The 25,806-nt window shown below is 37.8% G+C and carries 22 protein-coding genes; 18 read left to right on the top strand and 4 right to left on the bottom strand.

Translation table 11 applies throughout. The features are described from left to right. Positions 1-245 precede the first annotated feature (245 nt). Entirely contained in the window at positions 246-1,184 is a 939-nt protein-coding gene (locus tag DWV85_RS03805; RefSeq protein ID WP_004697127.1) for a LysR family transcriptional regulator, read from the bottom strand. Between the two features lie 105 nt (positions 1,185-1,289). Here DWV85_RS03805 and rnmV point away from each other — a divergent pair, with 105 nt between their 5' ends. Together rnmV and rsmA are read left to right on the top strand one after the other, a co-directional pair. Then, on the top strand, positions 1,290-1,817 hold the full coding sequence (rnmV, locus tag DWV85_RS03800; RefSeq protein WP_123138051.1) for a ribonuclease M5: 528 nt from the start codon (positions 1,290-1,292) through the stop codon (positions 1,815-1,817). A 13-nt stretch (positions 1,818-1,830) separates the two neighbouring features. After that, a complete protein-coding gene (gene rsmA, locus DWV85_RS03795) occupies positions 1,831-2,685 on the top strand; it encodes a 16S rRNA (adenine(1518)-N(6)/adenine(1519)-N(6))-dimethyltransferase RsmA (RefSeq protein ID WP_004697159.1) in 855 nt (284 codons plus the stop codon). Between the two features lie 91 nt (positions 2,686-2,776). On the opposite strand, the gene DWV85_RS03790 is transcribed toward rsmA, so the two are convergent. Both DWV85_RS03790 and DWV85_RS03785 read right to left on the bottom strand, forming a co-directional pair. Beyond that, the gene (locus DWV85_RS03790) at positions 2,777-4,024 is read right to left on the bottom strand and encodes a sodium/glutamate symporter (protein WP_008600554.1); all 1,248 of its coding nucleotides are present in this window, start codon (positions 4,022-4,024) and stop codon (positions 2,777-2,779) included. 445 nt (positions 4,025-4,469) lie between these two features. Beyond that, positions 4,470-6,065 carry a peptide chain release factor 3 gene (locus tag DWV85_RS03785; RefSeq protein ID WP_008600556.1) on the bottom strand — a complete coding sequence of 532 codons (1,596 nt, stop codon included), beginning with the start codon at positions 6,063-6,065 and terminating at the stop codon, positions 4,470-4,472. 178 nt (positions 6,066-6,243) lie between these two features. On the opposite strand from DWV85_RS03785, the gene DWV85_RS03780 reads away from it, so the two are divergent. Then, a complete protein-coding gene (locus tag DWV85_RS03780; protein ID WP_123138050.1) occupies positions 6,244-8,553 on the top strand; it encodes a DNA topoisomerase 3 in 2,310 nt (769 codons plus the stop codon). 212 nt (positions 8,554-8,765) lie between these two features. Here the strand turns inward: DWV85_RS03780 and DWV85_RS03775 are convergent, their stop codons facing one another. Further along, positions 8,766-10,064, bottom strand: a complete 1,299-nt coding sequence (locus DWV85_RS03775) for a DEAD/DEAH box helicase (RefSeq protein WP_008600559.1) — start codon at positions 10,062-10,064, stop codon at positions 8,766-8,768. Positions 10,065-10,601: 537 nt separating this feature from the next. Here DWV85_RS03775 and DWV85_RS03770 point away from each other — a divergent pair. The 15 genes from DWV85_RS03770 (at position 10,602) to DWV85_RS03700 (ending at position 25,755) form a co-directional block, all read left to right on the top strand. Next, positions 10,602-10,835: a FeoA family protein gene (locus DWV85_RS03770; protein ID WP_021147945.1), complete on the top strand. Its 234-nt coding sequence runs from the start codon at positions 10,602-10,604 to the stop codon at positions 10,833-10,835. A 9-nt stretch (positions 10,836-10,844) separates the two neighbouring features. Further along, complete coding sequence (feoB, locus tag DWV85_RS03765) at positions 10,845-13,217, top strand: ferrous iron transport protein B (protein WP_060918994.1); 2,373 nt, start codon at positions 10,845-10,847, stop codon at positions 13,215-13,217. 231 nt (positions 13,218-13,448) lie between these two features. Then, positions 13,449-13,655, top strand: a complete 207-nt coding sequence (locus tag DWV85_RS03760) for a FeoB-associated Cys-rich membrane protein (RefSeq protein WP_060918993.1) — start codon at positions 13,449-13,451, stop codon at positions 13,653-13,655. Positions 13,656-13,759: 104 nt separating this feature from the next. Then, positions 13,760-14,020, top strand: coding sequence for a DUF6110 family protein (locus DWV85_RS03755; protein ID WP_005376730.1), 261 nt, complete (start codon positions 13,760-13,762; stop codon positions 14,018-14,020). A 14-nt stretch (positions 14,021-14,034) separates the two neighbouring features. Continuing rightward, positions 14,035-16,173 (top strand): heavy metal translocating P-type ATPase, encoded by a 2,139-nt coding sequence (locus DWV85_RS03750; protein ID WP_008600575.1) that lies wholly within the window; start codon positions 14,035-14,037, stop codon positions 16,171-16,173. Positions 16,174-16,289: 116 nt separating this feature from the next. After that, positions 16,290-16,694 carry a hypothetical protein gene (locus DWV85_RS03745; RefSeq protein WP_008600576.1) on the top strand — a complete coding sequence of 135 codons (405 nt, stop codon included), beginning with the start codon at positions 16,290-16,292 and terminating at the stop codon, positions 16,692-16,694. Next, entirely contained in the window at positions 16,687-17,529 is an 843-nt protein-coding gene (locus DWV85_RS03740) for a hypothetical protein (protein WP_008600577.1), read from the top strand. Before DWV85_RS03745 ends, DWV85_RS03740 begins: the two co-directional genes overlap by 8 nt. 49 nt (positions 17,530-17,578) lie before the next feature. After that, a complete protein-coding gene (locus DWV85_RS03735) occupies positions 17,579-18,340 on the top strand; it encodes an ECF transporter S component (protein WP_039964875.1) in 762 nt (253 codons plus the stop codon). A 100-nt stretch (positions 18,341-18,440) separates the two neighbouring features. Further along, positions 18,441-18,584 carry a six-cysteine ranthipeptide SCIFF gene (scfA, locus tag DWV85_RS03730; RefSeq protein ID WP_004693318.1) on the top strand — a complete coding sequence of 48 codons (144 nt, stop codon included), beginning with the start codon at positions 18,441-18,443 and terminating at the stop codon, positions 18,582-18,584. Between the two features lie 166 nt (positions 18,585-18,750). Further along, complete coding sequence (gene scfB / locus DWV85_RS03725) at positions 18,751-20,160, top strand: thioether cross-link-forming SCIFF peptide maturase (protein WP_039964878.1); 1,410 nt, start codon at positions 18,751-18,753, stop codon at positions 20,158-20,160. Positions 20,161-20,195: 35 nt separating this feature from the next. Further along, complete coding sequence (gene hypF / locus DWV85_RS03720; RefSeq protein WP_008600598.1) at positions 20,196-22,475, top strand: carbamoyltransferase HypF; 2,280 nt, start codon at positions 20,196-20,198, stop codon at positions 22,473-22,475. A 233-nt stretch (positions 22,476-22,708) separates the two neighbouring features. Beyond that, a complete protein-coding gene (locus DWV85_RS03715; protein WP_004693324.1) occupies positions 22,709-22,960 on the top strand; it encodes a HypC/HybG/HupF family hydrogenase formation chaperone in 252 nt (83 codons plus the stop codon). Next, positions 22,920-24,038, top strand: coding sequence for a hydrogenase formation protein HypD (hypD, locus tag DWV85_RS03710; protein WP_008713626.1), 1,119 nt, complete (start codon positions 22,920-22,922; stop codon positions 24,036-24,038). The genes DWV85_RS03715 and hypD overlap by 41 nt, the downstream gene beginning before the upstream one ends. Position 24,039: 1 nt before the next feature. Beyond that, positions 24,040-25,047 (top strand): hydrogenase expression/formation protein HypE, encoded by a 1,008-nt coding sequence (gene hypE / locus DWV85_RS03705; protein WP_123138049.1) that lies wholly within the window; start codon positions 24,040-24,042, stop codon positions 25,045-25,047. A gap of 261 nt (positions 25,048-25,308) precedes the next feature. Beyond that, the gene (locus DWV85_RS03700) at positions 25,309-25,755 is read left to right on the top strand and encodes a hypothetical protein (RefSeq protein ID WP_004693328.1); all 447 of its coding nucleotides are present in this window, start codon (positions 25,309-25,311) and stop codon (positions 25,753-25,755) included. The last annotated feature ends 51 nt before the right edge of the window (positions 25,756-25,806 follow it).

Below are 25,806 nucleotides of genomic sequence, written 5' to 3'. Positions count from 1 at the left end.
TCCTTATATAAACGATTAAACCGATAATTTTGATAGGTTAATTATAGCTAAGTATGATTATATATAAAAATATCAATATGTTTAAGTTGTGTATAGTTTAAAGTTATGTCTATGAGTGATTTTATGCTTTAAGTTATACCCAAGAAGGCACTCTCTAAAATAGAGAGTGCCTTCTTTATGGATTATCTGATACATCTAAATTGAACAATAGTGTTGTATCGCTCTATAAATAATATGATATATAATTATTTTTTGTTTTCCGGTAATTGAATATGTCTACCGTAATTACTAACGTATTGTTCTAGGGCGTGGATATATTCTTGACCTAAACGGCTACGTTGCATTTTATTATTAGTAATGTAGCCAATGTGCATTAAACCTTCTTCGGCAAGTGGAACGGAAATGATATTTTCACCATTTACCTCTTTATCGATTACACCACTAGATACAGTGTATCCATCAAGGCCAAGTAATAGGCTAAATAAAGATGCTCTATCGCGAACACGGATATGTTTTGGGCGCACTACGGTACTGAAGATTTCTTCAGAGAAGTAGAAGGAGTTGTGATCGCCTTGCTCAAAGGAAATATATGGATATTCCTCTAATTCGTCCATAGAGACTACCTCTTTATGGGCTAATGGATGCGTTTTACCAATAAAGATATGAGGATGGGCCGTAAATAATTCAGTAAAGGTTAATTCGTTAGTGTGAATTAATTTTTCTAATACAGGACGGTTGAAATCATTATAATAGAGCAAACCAATTTCACTCTTCATATGAGCTACGTCATCGATAATTTCATAGGTTTGTGTTTCTCGTAAGGATACATCATATTGATCGATTTCAGCGCCTTTTAAAAGCTCTACAAAGGCATTGACTGCAAAGGAGTAATGTTGAGTAGACACAGAAAATTGTTTTTTACCACCGCTTTGGCTCTTATATTGCTCCTCTAAAAGGGCTGCTTGTTCTAACACTTGGCGCGCATAGCCGAGGAAGCGTTCCCCTTCTTTAGATACGGTAATTCCTTTATTAGTACGATCGAAAATGGTAATACCCATTTCTTTCTCTAGTTCTTTAATAGCCTTGGTGAGACTCGGTTGAGACACAAATAATCTCTTGGCTGCCTCACTAATACTGCCTATATTGGCAATTGTTGTGACATACTTTAATTGTTGTAAGGTCATAATTGGCCTCCTTTTATATATTACACTATTAATACTACTCGATTATAAGTATTTAAGCAATGTTATATATATGTTACAATGTATTAATAGAATAAAGGGGGATATATGTTAAAACAAGTCATTGTCGTAGAAGGAAAATCTGATATACAACGTATCGCTCAAGCTGTAGACGCTGATTGCATTGCTACAGAAGGATTTACCCTCAGAAGAGGTGTTATCGATATGATTCGCGTTGCCTATGAGAAACGTGGCATTATTATATTAACTGATCCTGATACAGCAGGGGAGCGAATCCGACGCGTTTTAACTAAAAAATTCCCTAATGCACAACATGCTTTTGTGCCTCGTGACGAAGCGTTTGCAAATAATGATATTGGCATAGAACAAGCATCTCCAGAGTCAATCAGGAAGGCTCTATCTACATTACACGTAGAATCTCTAGAATCATCTAACGAATTTACTATGGTGGACTTAGTGCGTCACGGATTGTCTGGTATGCCTGATAGTGCAGCTCGTCGAGCGGTTATTGGTGCTAAATTAGGTATTGGATACGGTAATGGAAAGCAATTTTTATACCGTTTAAATCATTATGGTATAACCCGAGATGCTTATGAAGAGGCAGTAAATTGTTAAAATAGGAGTTAAGATGTTAGAATCAGTAATTGCAAGCCCAGAGGTTGTGCATTATATATGTAAGCGCTTTGATATTAAAATGAGCAAAAAGCTAGGACAAAACTTCCTTATTAAGCGAGGTATAGTCGATGAAATTGTACATGCTGCGGAATTAACCGTGGGAGAACCTGTTCTAGAGGTCGGCCCTGGTATTGGTACCTTGACACAAGGTTTAGCTCAAAGTGGGGCAGATGTAACGGCTATCGAGCTAGATCGTCGCTTATTGGAGGTACTAGATACGACATTGGCATCTTATGACAATGTACGTATCATTCATGGTGATGTGTTAAAGCTTGATGTGCCAACGATTATGAATCATAAACCATTTAAAGTGGTTGCCAATTTGCCATACTATATTACAACACCTATTATTATGTCTTTGTTGGAAAGTAAATTACCTATTGAACGTCTAGTTGTGATGGTGCAAAAAGAGGTGGCCTTACGGATGATAGCAAAGCCCGGTACAAAGGACTATGGCGCATTATCTGTTGCTGTTCAGTATTATACGGAACCAGATATTGTTCTTGATGTACCGCCTAAATCTTTTTTGCCAGCTCCAGCGGTGACAAGTTCTGTTATCCGTTGCGTATTGCGTGATAAACCACCTGTAGATGTGATTGATGAGAAACTATTTTTTCGCGTTGTGAAAGCTGGTTTTGCGCAACGCCGTAAAACATTCTCTAATACGATGAAGACAACGGGTTTAACAAGAGATAGAATTGAAGAGTTATTAGCAAAAGCAAATATTGATGGTCAACGAAGAGGTGAGACCTTTACACTTCAAGAATTTGCTGATGTAGCCAACGCATGGGCAGCATTAATCAAATAGTATAATACATAAAGAGCTTATTGGACTGATAAAATATCATTCCAGTAAGCTCTTTTTCATGAAAAAAAGGACCCGAATGGGTCCTTTTTAGTTAGTAAAGAATACCAGCCATGGTTGTAATGAGGAAAGCATTTGCAAAGTCAATTAAGAATGCACCTACTAAGGAAACTACGAGCCAAGCACGAGGAGATGGGCCGTGTTTACTTGCTAAGGATAACATGTTAACTAATGCGTTTGGTGTAGCACCCAGTCCGAAACCGATAGCTCCGGCACCAAGCATAACTGCATCGTAGTTGCGACCAAAGAGGAAGTAAATAAGGTATGCAAATACACAGATAAGTGCCATTTGTACAACTAAGATTGTAATGAGTGGTAAAGCAAGATCAATTAATTGAACTAATTTCAAGCTGTTGATAGCCATTGTTACGAATAAGGATAATGCTACATTAGATACTGCATCAAGAGCTGCATCGTTGATTTTGTATGCTTTAGTAAAATCACCAAAGTTACGAATTACTGCTGCACAAATCATAGCGCCAATATATGCAGGTAGTGGAGTAAGAACAGATAATCCAGCACTTACGATGGTACCGATACCTAATGCAAGGCCAATCCACATACAGATTGTTAAAAGATCTTGAGCGTTGAATTGTTTGCCACCGCTCTCAACGTGATCTTCAATTATATCGATGCCTTCATCCTCCATTAACTCAGGATTTTCATAAGGTGTTTTAACTTTATGCATTTTAATAATGCGTTCACCTACAGGCGCGCCGAGGATTGTACCAGCTACCATGCCGAATGTTGCAGCTGCAACTGCTGCGGAAGCGGTACCAGGGATACCAAGTAATTGCTCGTAATATGGACCAAAGGCACCAGCTGTACCAAGGCCGCCAATCATAGATACAGAACCTGCCATGATGCCGATAATCGGCTCAATCCCTAATGCTTTGGCAATCATAATACCTGCAGTATTTTGTACTACAATCCACACTGCACAAGCTAAGAAGAAGAAAATAATGAAGATACCGCCCTTTTTGAGGACTTTTAAAGATGCCATTAAACCAATCGTGGTAAAGAAGGCAAGCATTAAAAATGTTTGTAAGGAACCTTCAAAGGTAATGTTTAAGATCTTATAATAAGATAAAATAGCAGTTAAAAATGCAAATGGAAGAGCACCTACCGCTGGTGCAGGCATACACATACGTTGTAAGAACTTGGAATGCTTATTGATCCAAGTACCGATGAATAAGGTAATTACGGCAAGACCTACAGTTTGAATCATGGACAGTTTTAAGGTCCATACATTGTTGACTAAGGCTAAGTCAATAAGTGGCATAAAATCACTCCTTTAAAATAAAAAATAAATCTGAGTTTTATGGTATCATGAATGGTCAAAAAATACTATAGAATATATAACGTATAAAAAGTTTATATTTTTATCTTTAAACACTCATAACAACACAAAAAACAATAATATTAATAAAACTAATTTTATGATTATACATATAAATATAGAAAAGTAATAATATATATTACTTATGTACATAATCATACTATATGTATTCGACTTAAATCTGTGATTTTCCTTCTTGTTATAAAAAAATAAACTGGAATATATTTTTTATATTTATAATCATATAAAATATACTCCAGTTCTAAAACTTAATATTTTTATGTTGATTTAGTAAGACTCTAAATTATATATGGTGATAAATTCGCTCTATAAATGCATGTTAAGATATAACTAAAATGTATAGACCTAGCAATAAGTTAATTAGGCGTTATAGCTCATGGTGTAATTTAGGGGCCGTTAAGAATGTTACATCCGGATTACGCTCTTGAACCCAACCCATTTGCCATTCGTTAGAGATAAGAACTACGGTGCGATCGCGATTATCTTTTACAATCATCGCATTATCTATACCTTTCAAGGATGCAATATCAACTTCGCCGTCAATCCAACGAGCAACACCATATGGCAAAGTATGATTTAATAAATCTACACCATATTCATTTTTGAGGCGGTACTCAAGAACTTCAAATTGAAGCATACCTACGGCACCGACTACGAAGGAATCAAGGGCGCCTGGTTGTTCAAAGATTTGAACAGCCCCTTCTTGAGCCAATTGAGTCATACCTTTTTGGAACTGTTTACGTTTCATAGTATCCTTTGGGGATACGCGGGCAAAGAATTCCGGAGGGAATACAGGGAAGTCACCGAAAGTTACTTTGTGTTTTTGTGCACAAAGTGTATCGCCTACCCCCATAGTACCTGCATCAAAAACACCGATAATATCGCCTGGGTACGCATCTTCTACGATGGTACGTTCCGTAGCCAAGAATTGTTGAGGCTGAGATAGACGGATTGTTTTATTAGATTGGCGGTGTAATACGGACATACCTTTTTCGAATTTACCTGAGCAGATACGCATAAATACGATACGGTCATGGTGGTTCGGGTCCATATTTGCTTGGATTTTAAATACTAGAGCAGAGAAGTCTTCGCTAGTGGGTTGTACCATTTCCTCTATCGCTTGTCGTGGAGCAGGGGATGGAGCTAGTTCCAAGAATTTTTCTAAGAATGGTTTTACCCCGAAGTTCGTCATAGCAGAACCAAAAAACATAGGGGTCAATTCACCAGCACGAACTTTATCGAAATCGAATGGATCGCCAGCAACGTCTAGCAACTCAATATCGTCGAGCAATGCTTGGTATACATCGTCACCTAATAGCTCTTTCATGCGCGGATCCGTTAAAGCACCTTTTTCGGATGCAAGTTTTTCTTGACCATGAGTTTCGTCTTTTGCAAAGAGTTCGATAGTTTCGTGCTCTCTATCGTAGACGCCTTTGTATTCGCCGTTGATACCGATAGGCCAGTTCATAGGGCACGTACGGATGCCGAGAACATTTTCGATTTCTTCCATTAGATCGAATGGACTGCGACCGAAATGGTCAATTTTGTTAACAAATGTAAAGATAGGAATACCGCGTTCTTTTGATACAGCAAATAGTTTCTTTGTTTGGGCCTCTACGCCTTTTGCTACGTCGATAAGCATGACTGCACTGTCGGCAGCCATCAATGTACGGTATGTATCTTCTGAGAAGTCTTGGTGACCAGGGGTGTCGAGGATGTTTACGCGGCAACCGTCGTAGTCAAATTGCAACACGGAGCTCGTTACAGAGATACCACGTTGTTTCTCAATTTCCATCCAGTCGGATACGGCGTGTTTTGCAGTTTTACGAGACTTTACGGACCCGGCTAAGTGAATGGCACCACCATATAATAGTAATTTTTCCGTTAATGTTGTTTTACCCGCATCCGGGTGAGATATGATAGCAAACGTACGGCGACGTTGTACTTCTTCTAAAAATGTCATGATTCACCTCTATTAATGTGTTGTGAAAGCAGATAAATCTTTAGGTTTTACTTTCACAGTCTATATATCGTAAAAATTATACATGATTTTTCTAGTTATGACCACTAAATTGTAGTATAATGAGATTTCATAGAACGGCTTGGGGTTAGCCGTTATCTTCAGGTTAAGGAGGGGATCCATGCGGTTATTTATTGCAGAAAAGCCATCCATGGCTCGCGAAATCAGTAAATGCTTACCAGAAAATAAGAATATCCAAAAACGGAATGGTTATTTTATCCAAGGGGATGATGTGGTGACTTGGGTAGTAGGTCATGTATTGCATCAGGCTGAGCCAGGAGATTACGATGATAAATATATCCGTTGGCGCCCTCAAGATCTTCCTATCGTGCCTGATGAGTGGAAATTGCTTGTCACAGATAGCAGCCGTCAACAGTTTGAAATTGTAAAAGACCTTATTAGTAAAGCAGATGTCATTGTCAATGCAGGTGACCCGGATCGAGAAGGTCAACTTTTAGTTGACGAAGTTTTGTACTATGTAGGTAATACAAAACCAGTGCAGCGTATTCTATTAAATGCCCTCGATGAAAAATCTATTCGTTCTGCTCTTGATGATTTGAGAGATAACAAGGACTTTCACAATCTATATCAATCTGCATTGGCAAGAGCGCGAGCAGACTGGCTCATTGGGATGAATTTATCTCGGGCCTATACATTATCTGAACGTTATAAAGGTCATAAGGTAACATTGCCAATTGGTCGTGTAAAGACGCCAACGTTAGCTCTTGTTGTACGTAGAGAACGAGAGTTAGCTGCATTTAAACCAGTAGACTATTTTACTGTAAAGGTATTATATAACCATCCTAATGGGGTGTTTTGGGCGACTTGGCAGCCTACAGACGAACAAAAGGGGCTTGACCCAGATGGACGACTCATTAATAAAGCTATTGCTGATGAATTAGTAGAATGTTTACAAGCTGGACCAGACGGTTTTATTAAAGGTGTTACAAAGTCTAAGAAAAAAGATGTACAACGATTGCCTTTATCCTTATCATCCTTACAAGTATTGGCAGGTAAAGCCTTTTCTTATGATCCACAGACTGTACTTGATACAGCGCAAAAATTATACGAAAAGAAATTAACTACCTATCCACGTTCTGATTGTGAATATTTACCACCCAATCAATATGATGATCGCAATGCAATCCTCAACAATCTACAAAATGCAGGTGATGAGAGATTAGCACAGTGGGCTGCCGATGCAGATCGTTCTATTAAGAGCCGTGCTTGGAATGAAAAGAAAATTACCGCCCATCATGCTATTATTCCTACAACGGTGGCTTGCAATATAAATAGTTTGTCCCAAGAGGAGCGAAATATTTATTTCCTCATCAGTCAAGCTTATATTGCGCAATTTTATGGGGAGCATATTTACGAGCAAACTAAAATTGTAGTAGAACAAAGTAAGGAAGAGTTTGTAGCTAATGGTCGTGTAGTTATCGAAGAAGGATGGAAATTGCTTTATAAACGACATAAGTCTAAATCTACGACGGACAATGACGAGCCCGATCTAACCGATGAGCGTGGGGCTGAATCAGACCCTAAAAAAGAGGTTATTGAAGAAACGGACCACTTGCCAGCGGTTAAAAAGAACGATACTGTTTTATATACGGATTCTTCTATAGAGTCTAAACAAACGAAACCACCATCCCGTTTTACGCCGTCCACATTACTACAAGCGATGAAGGAAATTCATAAATTCGTAAAAAATGAAGACTTGAAAAAGCAATTAAAGGCTGTATCTGGTATTGGTACAGAAGCAACTCGGGCAAACATTATTGATGAGCTTATCAGTCGAGACTTTATGAAAACGTCAGGGAAGAAGCAAGTCTTATCTCCAACGGAAACGGGCTATCTCTTAGTAGATGCTCTGCCAGAAGAGCTGCTTTATCCTGATGAAACAGCTGTTTGGGAAGAACGCTTAGCACTTATGAGCGAAGGAGAGGATACATTAGATTCCTTCTTAGCGGATCAAATTAAGTTTTTAAAATTATTAATTGATAAACTTGGTTTTGATAAAGTAGTAAGCTCTGATCAAATGATGCCCAATGTGGTGCGAACTATAACGAGTCAAAATCGTAAGCGCCCTATGGATAGTGAAAGCGTAGACTTGTCTTCCTTACCTGTATGTCCTAAATGTAAAAAAGGACATTTGCAACAGCGGAATGGTAAATTTGGTGCCTTTTTAGGGTGCACGAATTATCCTACGTGTAAACATACTCAGCCAGTAGAAGGGGATACTTCTAGTGTTGAAGGTAATATTGAAGTATCTGATGAAGATAAACAATATAAATGCCCTAGATGTAACGTAGGTTACTTTGTGAAACAAGAGGTGAGAGGTCGAACAAACTGGATTTGTAGCAATCGATCTCAATGTAAGACCCAATGTTCTGATGTAGATGGGGTACCGAGCATTTATGCCAACAAATAAAGTAACCAATAAAAGGTAACTTATTATCGGTAAATATATATAATCGAATATAGATTATTGTAAAGTTTTTAGTTATCTAAGATTACCAAGAAACAACTATTTTTACAGTGATAATAAAAAGACGCGTACAGCTTAGCTGTGCGCGTCTTTTTTTGAAACTGTTCTTGTAGAAGAAAAATTGCTTCATTTAGTTTAGGATATTAAGCTGAATTTTATCTGCGTTTGCCACGACGACCAGTTTGGGAGGTAGAAGCACGGCGTTGGCGTGTATTGGAGCCTTTATGGCCTCGTGCTTTGTGAGCTTTAGCCTTAGTGGATTGGTAAGTGCTTGTAATCTTAGGTTTACTAGCTAATTTTGTGCGTTTTGGAGCAGTGCTAGCATTGCCCTTAGTTTTGATCTGACCATCCTTAGTATATTTTGTAAGTGTAGCTTGGATAGCTCGTTCGATGCGTCGTAACCATGATTCGTCTTGTGGTGTCGCAAAGGTTACAGCCACGCCAGAGTTACCAGCACGACCTGTACGGCCAATGCGGTGGATGTAGTAATCTACATCGCGAGGTACGTCGTAATTATATACATGTGTGATACCTTCGATGTCGATACCGCGAGCCGCAATATCGGTAGCCACTAAGATTTGTGTTTTAGCTTTTGCAAAGTCTCGCAGAATTTGTGTGCGACGACCTTGTGTCAAGTCACCGTGCATTTCTGCTATATTGAGCCCCGCTGCAGTTAATTCGTAGGATAAACGAATGGCACCTTCCCGTTTATTACAGAAAACTATAGCTAAAAACGGATTATCATCTTCAATCATTTTGATGAGCCGTTGTGTTTTTTCTTCAGGATTCATCATATACACTCGTTGATCAATTGATTCGAGAGTGATGTGTTTTCCTTCTGCCGTTACTGAAACGGGTTTAGACATATATGCCTTTGCGAGATTTCGGATTTTATCTGGAATTGTAGCGGAGAATAGTAATAGTTGTCTATTGGCATCTGTTTGGCCGATGAGATTTTCGATATCTGGTAAGAAGCCCATGTGAAGCATTTGGTCTGCTTCATCTAGTACAACACGACGAATACAGTCTAGATGGAGAGAACCGCGCTTTGCATGATCCAATAGACGACCAGGTGTACCTAAGATGACTTGAGGTCGGCGGCCTAACTGTTGTAACTGTGCCTCGATTGTTTTGCCGCCGATAAGAGGGAGGATATCTACATTTAAAATAGAACCTATTTCCTTCGCTTCATCGGAAATTTGTTTAATTAGTTCTCGTGTAGGCGCAATGATAAGCACTTGTTCTTGATGAACATCAGTATGTACACGTTGTAGAACTGGCAGTAAGAATGCTAGTGTTTTCCCCGTGCCGGTTTGAGCTTTGGCTATGACATCATTCCCTTTAAAGACGACAGGAATGGATTGTTCTTGAATTGGCGTAGGCTCCTTTATACCTTGTTTTTGTAGGGCTTGGATAAGTTCATCACAAACACCTAAAGATTTAAAAGATTTCATGAATCGTCCTTTCTATAATACATATTATATTAATTATAACGTATGCACATATTAGGGGCAAATGAATTGAACTTGGAAGATGTATAGTCTTAACATACTCTAGGCTCAATAAATATTATAGTGTTTTGGGTATATTTTTTTGATAATATATGGAAAAATACTGATATAACTAAGTAAAATGAGAAATGAAAATATTAAAATAGCTACATTTAAACTGTTTATAAACTATTAATTGAGAATGTGAGAGTATTTGTAAATGATAATCTTAATAGAGTTTATTGATTACAGTATCTAAATATATAGCTATGAAATATTAAATTTCAGCTAGTATTCAGTATTTTATTAGATAATTATATAGATAATCTCATATTAAATATGATAATAAAATATAGATATGAGATAAAAAATAACCATAAAAATGATAATAATTGTTGAAATTAATGCTTGATTTGATATAATAATTTAAGATATTAATACGCATTATTATTTTGTGTGGTTAATATGAGGTTGTTAGGTACAATAATTAGGAGGTGTCGTATGGCTATCAAAAAGTTGAAAGACATGAAGCCAGGTGAGTCTGGTCTTATTGTTGCACTACATGGCAGTGGCAATGTTAAGCATCGTCTAATTGACATGGGTCTCGTACATGGTACAAAAATCCATGTTATGAAGTTTGCCCCTTTGGGTGATCCGGTGGAGATCAAAGTAAAAAACTTTGAATTAGCACTTCGTACAAGCGAAGCTGGCATGATTGATGTAGATGTTCAATAGGAGGTTCACATGGCAGAAAATGGGCAAATTCGCATTGCCTTAGCAGGTAACCCAAACTGTGGTAAGACTACAATGTTTAACAATATCACAGGGGCGAAGCAACACGTTGGTAACTATGCCGGCGTTACAGTAGAAAAAAAGGAAGGCCATACGAAATTTGATGGCCATGAGTTATTGTTTATTGACTTACCAGGTACATATAGCTTAACTGCACGTTCCTTGGATGAGTTAGTAGCGCGTAATGTTATCGTAAATGATAACCCAGATGTAATTGTTAATGTTCTTGATGCATCTAACTTGGAACGTAACTTATATTTAGCTGCACAATTATTGGAACTTGAAAAGCCAATGGTTATTGCTCTAAACATGGCTGACGTTGCTGAAGAAATGGGCATCAAATACGACCTAAAAAAAATGGCAGAAATGACAGGGGCTACCATTGTTAGTACTGTAGGTCGTACAAATATTGGTACAAAAGACTTGTTAGAAGCAACAATTAGTGTAGCTGCTTCTCAAAAAGCTCCTGGTGTAACAATTAATTATGGTGATTTGTTAGAAGGCAAAATTAGTGAGCTTGTAGAAGAACTAAAACAAGCTGGCACTGTTACATATCCACTTCGTTGGATTGCTGTTAAGTTGTTAGAAAAAGATGCTGACGTTATTGGCAAAGTTATGCGCTTTGATAATACGGAAGCTGTTATTCAAAAGGCTGAAGCTATTCGTGAAGAAATTAAGGATCAAGTTGATCTTGATATTGTATTCCAAGAATATCGTCACCGCTTTGCTGTAGAAGTATACAATGCATGTTTAACACAAGCGCCAACTCAATTGGAAACACGCTCTGACCGTTATGACAAAATCTTAACGCATCGAATTTGGGGCTTACCAATCTTCATGGTTGTTATGTACTTATTATTCGCGTTTGTTAACTTTGTAGGTGGGATACCTCAAGGTTGGATTGAAGATGGTTTCGCTGCATTACAGGCTTATGTGGTTCAGACTATTCCAGAGGGCCAATTACAGTCACTCGTATCTGATGGTATTATTGCCGGCGTAGGTGCAGTACTTTCATTCTTGCCATTAATTTTATTACTCTTCCTTGGCATTTCTTTCTTGGAAGATACAGGGTATATGGCTCGTGCAGCCTTTGTAATTGACCGTGTAATGCGCGCATGTGGCTTGCATGGTAAATCCTTTATTCCTTTGTTATTGGGATTTGGTTGTTCCGTGCCATCTGTAATGGGTGCTCGTATCCTTGATAACTATAAGGATCGAATGGTTACTATTTTGATTACACCATTCATGAGTTGTTCTGCTCGTTTACCGGTATATATCTTATTTGCAAATGCATTTTTCCCAAATGGTTGGGATAGTACATTTGTTGTATTTTCTGTATATTTCTTGGGCATTATTTTCGGTATTATCTTTGCAAAGATCTTCCGTAAGTTCTTATTTGCAGGTGAAGCTGAACCATTTGTAATGGAACTACCTCCATATCATTTACCTACATTGAAAGCTACTTGGATGCACATGTACGAACGTGCTAAATTGTACATCATTAAAGCTGGTACATTCATCATGGCCGCATCTATTTTGATTTGGTTCATTACAGCGTACCCAATGGATGTAGAATACTCTAAAGACTATGATGCAATGAAAGAACAAGTTGCTCAAGAGTATGAAGTAAAAGATGCAGCTACATTAGCTCAATTCGGTATCGCTACAGATGACCAAAAAGATGCAGTTGATAAAATTGTTGAAGATATGAAATCTACTGTACAAGATGCTACTAATGCTGCTAAGGACGCAGGAGAAGATGAACCTGAAGTAGCAGTAGAAGAAGATTCTGAAGCACCTGAATTATTCAATGATATTAAAGATGAAAATAAAGACTTGTTCCCAGCAGCATGGGCAATGTATAAAAACAGTGCTAACTTAGATGCTGAAAATGACAAACTTGATAAAGAACAAGCTTCTGAAAAAATTGAACAATCCTATGCAGCATCTTTTGGTAAAGCTATTAACCCAGTGCTAGAACCATTGGGGTTTGATTGGAAAATGGGCCTATCATTAGTAGCTGGTTTAGCGGCTAAAGAAGTAGTAATTTCTACATTGGGTACTATCTATGCTGTAGGTGGTGATGATCAAAATCCAGCACCGTTGACTGAGTACCTACAAAACGACTCTCACTTTACACCATTAATTGGTTTGACAATGATGTTGTTTATCTTAATTTACCCACCTTGTTTGGCAACATTAGCTGTTATCAAACGTGAAACAGGTTCTTGGAAATGGGTTGCTTTCATGTTCTTCTATGAAAATACATTTGCTTGGATTGCATGTTTCATCTTCTATAACATAGGTCGCGCATTAGGTTTCTAATCTAAAATCGCTAAATAGGAGAGTTTAGCCACTTTTAGATACTTTGAACAAAAATGAATTAAAACATTGCGATTTTGTTATAAGTAATTTAAAAATAATACTTGATAATTATCAATATTCGTGGTTAAATGATAATGAGAAAAGGGAAATATCCTTTAGATATTGCTTTTATCTTGTTTATCACTAAGACAGATATTGTAATTTAGTAGATATTGAGAAAGAGGCATAGTAATGGATAATCTTGTTATAGGACTCATAGTTGTATTAGCATTAGCTTATATCGGTAATAAATTTTACAAACAAATGTCTGGTAAAGGTGGCTGCGGCTGTAGTGGCGGTGGCTCCGATTCTGGCTCTAAAAAATCTTCTGGTTGTGGTGGTAGCTGCAGCTGTGATGGTTCCAATAAGGCATTAGGCATTAAACGTACCGCTAAGTAAGCTAATACGAATTCTGAATTTGAAAGAGGGGTCTCTATAATAGGCTCCTCTTTTCAAATATAGTAAGTAATTTTTATATATATTCAGTAGAAAGGAATATTATTATGTTCAACTTCAACCAAAACAATCTTAAAAACGCTAATTTATTCGCAGCAGGTCTTGCATTGGGTACTGTAGGTCTTAAAGTGTTAACTTCTAAAGACGCTAAAAAAGTATATGCTGGTATCGTAGCAGCTGGTCTTCGCGCTAAAGAAACTGTATTAGAAACAGCTGAAAAAGTACAAGCATCCGCATCTGATGTATTGGCAGAAGCTCAAGAAATCAACGAAGCACGCAACGAAGAAATCTTTGAAGAAAACAAATAATTGAGGATTTAACTATGTTACAATTTTCTGTTGTACGAAAACTCAGAAATCGCTTACACGTTAAGGTGTCTGGGCATCGCTTTACAGAAGCAGAAGCTGCTTATGTAGAGGATACATTGCTCCTTAATGATGCAATTGTAGATGTAACCTTCTACACTCGTAGCAGTCAAATCGCCATTAAACATAATGGTGATTCTGATGCTGTGCGTGATGCAGTACTTGGTCTACGCGATTTAGATTTGTCCGAAGCACCAGCTTTGAACGAATACTCTCCACGCTTGGTAAATAAAAAATACCGTGAAATGATGATTAACCGCACAGCAGTTTACTTAGGTAAAAAAGCAGTGTTACCTGCACCAATTGCGGCTGCATGGGCATGGTTTGATGGGATTAAATTTATCGGTAAAGCGATTAAAACATTGTGGCAACGTAAGTTAACTGTAGAAGTACTTGATGGTGTAGCTATTGGTGCTGCATTACTTCAAAAAGATTATCCTACAGCTGGAGCCGTTATGTACCTATTGGGTATTGGTGATATCTTAGAAGAATGGACTCACCGTAAATCCGTATTGAATCTCGCTCAAAGCATGTCCTTGAACGTAGATAAAGTATGGGTATTGGTGGATGATATTGAAGTAAGCAAACCTGTTAATGAGGTTGTAGCTGGTGATCAAATTATCATTCGTCAAGGCGAAGTGATTCCATTGGATGGTGTCGTTATCGACGGGGTTGTTCTTGTTAATGAAAGCTCCATGACAGGGGAACCAGAAGCGGTTCGTCGCGATCAAGACAGTTCTGTATATGCAGGTACTGTTGTTGAAGACGGTAAAGCTATTGTAGAAGTACGTAGCACATCCAAAACATCTCGTTACGAAAAAATCGTTAACCTCATTGAAGAGTCTGAACAAATGAAATCCGGTATGGAACAACAAGCATACCGCATGGCTGATAAATTAGTTCCAATAAGCTTTATTGGTGCTGGTTTAACATACTTGTTGACTCGTAATGTGATGAAAGCATTGTCTTTCGTAATGGTTGACTTCTCTTGTGCTCTTAAATTATCCATTCCATTAGCAGTACTTTCCGCTATGCAAGAAGCATCTAAACGCGGTATCACTGTTAAAGGTGGTAAGTTCCTAGAACAAATTGCACAAGCAGATATGATTGTGTTCGATAAAACAGGCACTCTTACTAAAGCTGAACCTGAGTTTGAACAAATTATTCCATTTAACGGTCATGATGCAGATGAAATGTTGAAATTAGCTGCATGTATTGAGGAGCATTTCCCTCATTCCATGGCAAAAGCAATTGTACGTGCTGCTAAGGATCATGCATTACCTCATAAGGAAATGCACTCTGACGTAGAATACGTTGTGGCTCATGGTATTGCATCTAAGGTTGGTCGCTATCGTGTACGCATTGGTAGTGCTCATTATATCTTTGATGATGAAAAAACAAAGATTCCTGCTGATGAACAAGAAAAATTCAATAATTTACCAAATACATCTTCACATATTTACCTCGCTATTGGTGGTACATTAGCAGCGGTTATTTGCATTAAAGACCCTGTACGTGAAGAGGCAAAACAAGTTATAGCTGATTTGCATGCATTAGGCATTAAAAAGGTTGTCATGATGACTGGTGACTCTAAGCGTAATGCACAACGCGTAGCTGATGAACTTGGTATTGATGAAGTGCATGCAGAAGTATTGCCAGAAGATAAGGCAAGTTATGTAAAACAAGCCAAAGCTGAAGGCTATACTGTTATGATGGTAGGGGACGGTATCAATGACTCCCCAGCAATTTCTGAGGCTCATGTTGGTATCGCTATGAATGAAGGCGCTCCAATTGCTCAAAAGATTGCGAATGTTACTATTTCTTCCGATAATCTACAAGCTCTTGTAGATTTGCGCCGCATTTCTATTGCATTGATGAAACGTATCAAAGCAAATTACAATGGTATCGTTGGTTTCAATGGTGCTCTTGTTGGTGGCGGTGTACTTGGCTTTATGCCACCAAGTCAAACTGCTTGGTTGCATAATCTATTCACATTGGGGATCGGGCTTGAAAGCATGACACCATTGTTGAAAAAAGAAGAACCAAAGGAAACTGTTCCTACAATTGATGTAACAGCTGATTCTGTAGTAGCTTAATCAAAGGAACCTCCATATAGGTATTGATTTACCTATATGGAGGTTTTTCTTTTTTGATGACATTTATCTATGATTATTGTAAAATACAAGGAGATTACATATCGTAGGAGATTTATATGAACATTTTGATAGATATTTGCAGACGCTCCTTCTATTTGAATCTATTTATTGTGGTAATTCCCATTATTGCATATATGATTCATAATGGATCGAGTGCGACAGTAGCACTAGTATGGTATTTGTTGTTATCCTTGTGTATGCCTTGGGCCTATTTATCATTTAAAAGCAGTACCTTTGGTGAGGGTAAATCTATAAGTCGTATCGCTTATGTAGTGAGCTGGGTTGTCGTTCACGGTATCAGCTATAAAGGAATTTTCTTAGGTATTGATTTATCCATGTTGTGGGGATGGCCAACAGTAGGTCGTGATATAGCCTTTTTATTAGCTATGTATTTTAGTGTCACATTTAGCTTGATTATAGCTTATGGCTTAACTCGATTGGTGGGAGACCGTAATGAATAAAAGTTTTTGGTTATTTACGTTAATTTGTTCACTTTTTGTAAGTGCTATTACGACAGTACTTTCATTAAGTGGGGCACTATCAATACCCATTTTAGTGTTCCCCGTTTTGTCGCTAGTCATACCAATTATGGTGCGACGACTAAAGAATGCCAAGTTTAACGATGATTTACCGCTAAGCATGGGCTATCATGCTTATAGTTGGGCTTGGTGGACGGTATTTTCGTTTCTTCATACACCATTTAGCTTTAATGTAGATAATGGATTAGCAAAAGTACTACTTTTATTTGTAGTATATTTTATCGTTCAAGTTCTTATTGAGCTATGTGGCTTATTAGCTACAAAGTTTTTCAATCGTACTCATCGATGGGGTATGATTGATGAAGCATTAGATATAATTGTCTATACTATACCGATTCCATTCTTGTATATTGGCTCAATCCTATATATAGATTTACAGGATCCGATGGTATATTTTATGTATGCATCATCTATGAATGTAAATATATTATTTGCTGAACTTGTATTATTACTAGTTTCTTTATTGGTCTTTGTATTCTATTTGTATCCAAGAGATTTAGCATATAAGGGTGTACGTTTGTTGCGTATCATTATTACTGCAGGTATATGGCTTGCTATGAACGCTCATATTTTGTATGGTGGTTATATTCCAGAATTTATTTTATCTTTAGTTCCCACCGTTTTTCCAACGTACCAAGGTAATCCACTAGTGTTTGTAACTCCAGCTTTATTAGAAGCTGGTGTGACAGGTGTAGCAGTGATTATAGGTGCATTGGTAGAGCGTGGTATTATTTCACGATGCCGTGAACGTATTTAATTTCTAGTTTCGACTTATATCCGTAAGGAATGAGAGCGAAGGAGGATCTATGAACAACATTGAACGTCCATTGGATGATAACTCAACTGTATCAATCCACGACAATGAAAAACTGAAGCAAGTTGAACGTAAAGAAGCCAAAAAAGAGAAGAAAAGTGGCATTACGATTCGAGAATTGACGATTATTGGTTTACTAGCCGGTATCACTATTGCATTAGGCCTTTCTGGATATGGTATTATTCCATTAGGTCCGCTAAATGTAACAACTTTACACGTACCAACTCTAATTGGTGCTATTGTAGAAGGACCAAAAGTGGGAGCCTTTGTAGGCTTTATCTTTGGTTGCTATAGTTTGTGGCAAAATATTACAGCTCCTAATATTTTATCCCCACTATTTATTAATCCAATTATTTCCGTATTACCACGTATACTTTTCCCAGTATTAGCATATTTGGTATATCTATTATTGTGGAAAGCACCGCAAGGTCCACGTATTATTGTTTCTGCTTTTATGGGGACCGTATTCCATACAATCATGGTTATGGGATTAATCTTCTTACTCTATGCAGATATGTTTGCTCTTAAAATGAATCTTAGTCCAGATCAAGTATTAGGCTCTGTCGTATTCTTGTCTGTTACACATGGTATTCCAGAAGCCGTTTTTGCTGCTGTAATTGTAACACCAGTGGCAATGGCATTACGTAAAGTCTTGCGCAAAGATGCTCCTAAGAAAACTAAAGGTGAAGCTATAACAGAAGTAAAAGTTGCAGATCCTCAATTAACAGAAACTGAAGCGGTAGAAACTAAATAAGTTGAAGTTGTAGACGAAAATATAACGAAATAGTATTTTACAGGCTTTTTATAAATATGATAAAATAAATATCATTCGATAAGTATTGAGGAGGATAATCATGGCTAAACGTATTCGTACTATCAACACTGAATCCTTACAAAAAACTGCTAAAACTGGCGGTTGTGGGGAATGTCAAACATCTTGCCAATCCGCTTGTAAAACAAGCTGCACAGTTGGTAACCAAGTTTGCAAACAAAAATAATGAAGAGGCTCGCTTAGCGGGCCTTTTTTATTTATGTTTTAAAGACATACATTGTATGGTATATCTTTATGACTCTTTTTATAACGTTTAGTGTGGAAATGTGGTACAATTATCTAGAAAGTTCTATATACTAGGGCTTTTACCATACAAATTAATTGGAGGTACCATGTTAGAATTAAAACCAATGATCCATAAGTTTCGGATGAAGGATAACTATTACTGCTTAGACGTGAATAGCGGTATTATCCATGTTATCGACGAACTCATCGATAGAGTTCTTGACATATATGATGGCACTAATCGCGATGCTGTACATGCTGCGTTAGATGCTAAAGAAGATGCAGTAGAACTAGATGAGATTATGGACGAGTTAGATGAGCTCATCAAAGCGGAGCAATTATTTGCGCCGATGAGTAAAGAGTTTAAACTTGTAGTAGGTGAGAAACCTATTGTTAAGGCATTATGCTTAAATATTGCTCATGATTGTAACTTAGCATGCAAATATTGCTTTGCTAGTCAAGGTGATTACGGCGGTGTTAAACGAGAATTAATGAGCTTTGATGTAGCAAAACGGGCTGTGGATTTTCTTATTAAAATGAGTGGATCTCGTCAACATTGTGAGATTGATTTCTTTGGTGGCGAGCCATTATTGAACTGGGATGTAGTTAAACAAACGGTTGAATACATTGAATCTATTCAAGAAAAGCACAACAAAATCTTCAAACTTACATTGACCACGAATGGTATGCTTTTAACACAAGATAAAATTGATTATGTGAATGAGCATAAGATGAGTCTTGTATTATCTTTGGATGGTCGTGAATCCGTTCATAATGCGATGCGACCTGTAGCGGGTAGTGGTGCTGAATCCTATAAATATATTGCAAAGAATCTTGTCAATGCTGTAAAACAGCGTCACGGTCTTGAATACTATGTACGTGGTACGTATACACATAAAAACTTAGACTTTACTAAAGACGTTATGGCAATGTCTGATCTTGGCTTTGAGCATTTGTCCATGGAGCCTGTTGTCGGTGAAGAAGGGGACTATGTACTTCGTGAAGAAGATTGGCCAGCTTTAGAGAAAGAATATGAAAAACTAGCAGATATTTATTTACAACGCCAGTTAGAAGGCTGGGGTGAGAAGTTTAACTTCTTCCACTTCCGCATGGATTTATATCGTGGGCCATGTATGGCGAAACGCCTTCGCGGTTGTGGGGCAGGTCATGAATATATGGCGATTGTACCAAATGGTGATATTTATCCATGCCATCAATTTGTAGGCAAAGATGGATACGTGCTTGGTAATGTGTATGATGGTTTACAAAATACAGAGATTCCTAAAGATTTCCGCAATACACATGTATTCTCTAAGCCAATTTGTGCTGAATGTTGGGCGAAATTCTTCTGTTCCGGTGGCTGTCATGCTAACAACATTACATTAGGTGGCGATCTAGAGACACCTTATGAATTTGGTTGTCGTTTACAGAAGAAACGTATTGAATGTGCTATCATGATTCAAGCCGAATTAGAACAAGCTGGTATTGATGGCAGTATTCCTGTTGCATTAGGTTAATTACATTTGATTCTCCGAGTATAGTAGGAGTTTATATGAAACAAAATAGTAATCAAACTACAGAACGCTGGGGAATTCGCTATACCGGTATAGTTCAAGGGGTCGGATTCCGACCCCTTGTTTCTATGTTGGCCCATTCTCTAGGATTAACAGGTTTTGTATATAATGATAGTCAAGGCGTGTATGTTGAAGTTCAAGGTTTTTTAGGTGAATTGCAGTTATTTTTAGATGCTGTTCAAGAGGAGCAACCTCGTTTATGTCGTATTACTAGTCAAACTGTACAGCATCTTACACTTAATATGCATGAAAGTGATTTTGTTGTGCAGGCATCCCCTTTAGGTGAATCCGTGAGTACCTTTATTAGTGCTGATACTGCGCCTTGTAATGATTGCCTTAAAGAGTTACAACAAGATAAACGTAGAAAGGAATATCCTTTCATCAATTGTACAAATTGCGGACCAAGGTATACGATAATCAAATCTTTGCCTTATGATCGGGAACGGACGACGATGAATGAGTTCCCCATGTGTAAAGATTGTAAGGCTGAATATGAAGATATAGAGGGGCGTCGTTATAGAGCTGAACCAAATGCATGCTCTTATTGTGGACCTCGTTATACTTTATACAAGCCAAATCGCATGGCTGTAGATATGGTAAATGTATGGAATACTACGCGGGAATTGATCAATGAAGGTAATATTATCGCCATAAAAGGTGTAGGAGGGTATCATCTTGTTTGCGATGCTAGAAATGATGCTGCTGTACAACGATTACGTAAGCGGAAGAATAGACCGCATAAACCATTAGCAATAATGGTGGGATCTCTAGATATGGCGATTGAGTTAGTACATATTAACGATGTAGAACTAGATGTATTAACGGGGATGGAACGTCCTATTGTGTTATTAGAAAGAAATCATAATAGTTCTGTTCGGTTAAGTCCTCACGTTGCACCTGACAATCATATGTTGGGTGTGATGTTGCCTTATTCACCGATGCATGAGGTGTTATTGCCCTCTGATGCAGCTTGGGTTATGACCAGTGGTAACAGAAGTGGTGATTCCGTATTATATAACGACGACCAAGCGTTTAATGAACTAGGTGAGGTAGCAGACTATTTCCTCGTTCATAATCGTGAAATCTATGCTCCTCTTGATGATTCTGTGGTGGTGGTCATCAATAATAAACCTCGATTTATTCGTCGCAGTCGTGGCTATGTACCTGAGCCAATTCATTGTGACGGTTTAGAACAAACTTCGATATTAGCTATGGGCAGTGATTTGAAAAATGCGTTTGCTGTGAATAAAGGTAGTGAAGTTCTTGTAGGACCCCATATTGGAGATTTAGAGAATGCATCTACTCATAAAACCTTAGAATGGACCATTGAACGATATAAAAATTTATTTTCTATACAACCAGAAAAGATTATTATAGATAGTCATCCCCAGTTTTTCTCTTCTCGGTTAGGTGAAAGAATAGGTGAAAGTTTCCATCTTTCTGTAATACCTGTTCAGCATCATCATGCTCATATAGCGTCTGTTATGGCAGAACACAATTTAAGGGGGCTGGTACTAGGAATTGCTATGGATGGTACTGGCTATGGACCAGATGGGACTATATGGGGGGGAGAATTTCTCCTTTGTAAAGGCAATCAATATCAGAGATTGGCACATATTCATGCGGCTCCATTGCCTGGTGGAGAAAAGGCTGTTTCTGAACCCTGGCGACAAGCCTTATGGTATATTCGTAATTATTATGGCGATGATATCCCTTTTGTATATCAAGAATGGATGAAAGAACTTCCAAAGGGATGGGAAATTTTAGATAAAGCATTACAATCTACGATGCCCATGATTCAAGCTACAAGCTGTGGGCGATTATTTGATACTGTAGGTGCTTTATTAGGTCTTGGTATGGTGCATAGTTATGATGCACAAATTGCCATTTCCTTAGAAACTCTATGTGGTGATGAAAAAGGATCACTACTTGCTTACAATTATGACGGACATATTCTTGATTTTACACCTACAGTTCAATCTATTATGGATGGCGTTGTTCGTGGTGAATGTCGAGCTCATTTAGCCGCTTCATTTCATAAAACAATGGCAATAGCACTATGCGAAACGGCTGCAGACTTGATGGAGCGATATAATATTAGTGATGTGGCTATGTCTGGTGGTGTATTTCAAAATCGTAAACTATTAGAATTTATATATAAGACGTGGCATATAGGTAATTTATATATGAATGAAGCGGTTCCCTCTAATGATGGTGGACTTGCTTTAGGACAACTGTGGTTAGGAAATCAATTATAAATTGTCATATAGCTCTTATTCTTAGATAAATTTATTTAGTAATGTCCTGAATATTGTTTAATCTATGTGAGTGCCATAGCTAGTTTAAGTTCTAGTTGTTTGTGCACACTATCACTAAATAATGAGTGTAACTGTGATACAATAATATTAATTTTATTCATATATTTCGGAGCTGTTTTATTGAAGTAAATGTATATAAAACTTGTTATAAATGATATAGATAAGGAGATAATATGTGCTTAGCTGTACCAGCGCAATTGATTGCTGTGAATGATGCTATTGGTACCGTTGAATTGACAGGTGCTACCCGTGACTGCAGCTTGCTCCTCGTACCAGATGCAAAGGTCGGGGACTGGTTGTTAGTTCATGCAGGTTTTGCTGTACAAATTGTTGATGAAGAAGAGGCTCAAAAAACATTAGAGGCCTTTAAGGAGTTAGAAGAACTTGAAGAAGCTTACTTTGCAGGAAAAGCAGCACACAGCTGATGCTTTGTTAAGGCGCATCAATGCGCTTCATAAGCCCGGTGAAACTGTGCGGCTTATGGAGGTTTGTGGTACGCATACAGTATCGATTTTCCGAGAAGGTCTTCGTCAATTATTGCCAAGTGGCATAGAACTTGTTAGTGGACCAGGATGTCCAGTATGTGTAACTGATCAAACCTATATGGATAAGGCTTTAGCCTATGCAGAACGTGAGGATGTTATTATTGCTACCTTTGGGGATATGTTAAAGGTTCCAGGTAGCTATAGTAGTCTCAATGAAGCTCAAACAAAAGGAGCTCATATCCATGTTATTTATACGCCTTTAGAGGTAATAGAACTTAGCAAAAAATATCCAGAAAAGAAAATAATATTCTTAGCTATTGGCTTTGAAACGACTATTGCGATTATATGTGCTACTGTGAAAGCCGTTCACGCAGCAGGACTTAAGAATGTATTCTTCTTAGTATCTCATAAATTAGTGCCTCCAGCATTGCGTGCACTATTAGATAAACAAGAAGGTCATATCGATGGATTTATTTTACCTGGCCATGTGAGTGTTATTATTGGTGAAGAACCATACCGATTTTTGCCCAAAGAATACGGTATTCCATCTTGTATCGCTGGCTTTGATGGCTTAGAAATATTGTCTGCCATAGCTAATATTTTAGAGCAACGTGAGTCTGGTAATATTGTGGTGGGCAATACGTATCATTCTGTAGTTATGCAGAAGGGAAACCCTGTAGCCCAAGCTATGATCGAGGAAGTATATGAAGTATGCGATGATGTATGGCGTGGTATTGGTGTGATTCCTAACTCTGGTTTAGCATTAAAGGGTGAGTATGCAGCTTATGATGTAGAGCTTGTCCTTCCTATTAACTTAGATAAACCATCCCTTGATCCTAAAGGCTGTCAATGTGGACGTGTTTTGCAAGGCCTTATTAAACCGAGTGAATGTCCGTTATTTGGTAAAAGCTGTACCGCAGATCATCCGGTGGGTGCCTGTATGGTATCTGTAGAGGGTAGCTGTGCTGCATGGTATAAATATGGTTATTCTAGTGGTGGATCGACGTGGGAGGATTAATATGGAACGAGTTCGCTTAGTCCATGGTAATGGTGGACGATTTAGTCATGAGTTGACGGACCGTTTTATTTTGAAATATTTTACAAATGATTTATTGGCGCCCCTACACGATGGTGCCCAGTTTCCTGTTACAGCCGGGCGCATGGCCTTCTCTACAGATTCTTATGTGGTGCAACCTGCGTTCTTTCCTGGTGGTAATATTGGCAAGTTGGCTGTTTGTGGAACTGTGAATGATTTAGCCATGAATGGCGCGATACCTCAATATTTAAGTTGTGGTCTTATTTTAGAAGAAGGTTTGGCCTTTGAAGAGCTAGATGAAATTCTTCGCACTATGTCAGAAATGGCAAAAGCCGCAAATGTTCAAATTGTTACAGGTGATACAAAGGTCGTTAAAAAGGGCGAAGTAGATAAAATCTACATTAATACTGCTGGTATTGGCATGATTCCAGATGGAATAGATATTGGTCCATATCGTGTGAAAGCAGGGCTAGATATCATTTTGTCAGGTGCTATTGGAGATCACTCCATTGCCGTTATGGGGCAACGGTTTGGGTTAGATTTATCTGACTCCTTAACAACTGACTGTGCACCACTAAATAAGATGGTTCAAGCAGTATTAGATAAAGTAGGAACTCAAGTTGCTTTGTTGAGAGATCCCACTCGTGGTGGCCTAGGTACCGTTTTAAAAGAAATCGCTGATCAGAGTCAAGTAGGCATTAAAGTTGAAGAAACGGCCATACCTATTCATGAAGAAGTGCAGTCAGTATGTAATATATTGGGGTATGACCCTTTATATTTAGCGAATGAAGGGAAAGTAGTTCTTATCGTTGAACCATCTGTTACGGACGAAGTTCTCAAGATTCTTCATAGTTTTGAAGAGGGAAGCGAAGCTGTTCTAATTGGTAAAACTTTAGATAAAAATATTGGTAAGGTTGGTCTACAAACGGCTATTGGAGGTGTTCGTTTGATTGATTTATTAGGAGAAGATCAGGTTCCACGAATTTGTTAAATTTATAATTAATAAAAGTAATTAAACTATATCATTTTGTTAATCTTTTTATTTCAATTTTTGAGCTTTCTAGATGTAGCTCGTATTAGATGTTGACACGATTTATCATTGATGATAGCATTAAATTAAGTTGCGTAAAATTCATTAAGAATTCATCGAAAATCTATATTATGTTAGTATCTTTATGTGTAAGTTCTTATACTTTCACTAGAATCTATGTATAGAATTTGTTAAAATATAAGTATCTATAGGAGGCTTATTATGAAAAAGAAGATTATTACAGCTGTTCTAGGGATTTGTTTAACTACAACTGCATTTGGTGGTATCTTGACAACTCAAGCTGGTGGACTTAGCAGCATTCTTGGTGGTGCAGCTAAAATTGGTGGTATCGGCATTGTTGTTAACAAATTTGGTCCACAAATTGACTCTTTCCTAAATAAATTATTGAAACAAAATAACTTGAGTACTGAATATACAACTAAAGTAGTTCCTATTATCAGTATTGGTACAAAAGGTTATATCGGTGCTGCTCAAGTTACTGGGCCTGCTTCTAGCATTGAAGAAGTTAAAGCTGTTGCTCAAGTAGAAGGTAGCTTTAATGGTATGGTTCGTGTAAAAGGCTTAGTTCCTGTTGATAGCACAAACCCAGTTGGTGCATCTCGTGTTCAAGGCGTAGGTGTATCTGCTATTATTGATTTGAAAATTTAATGGCCACTGAGCATATAAATTGATAGACTCAGGGAATAAGCACGGTCTTAG

The sequence above is a fragment of the Veillonella sp. AF13-2 genome, assembly GCF_003603295.1.
GTDB lineage: Bacteria > Bacillota > Negativicutes > Veillonellales > Veillonellaceae > Veillonella > Veillonella parvula_E.
This window is presented reverse-complemented; position numbering and strand designations above follow the sequence as displayed.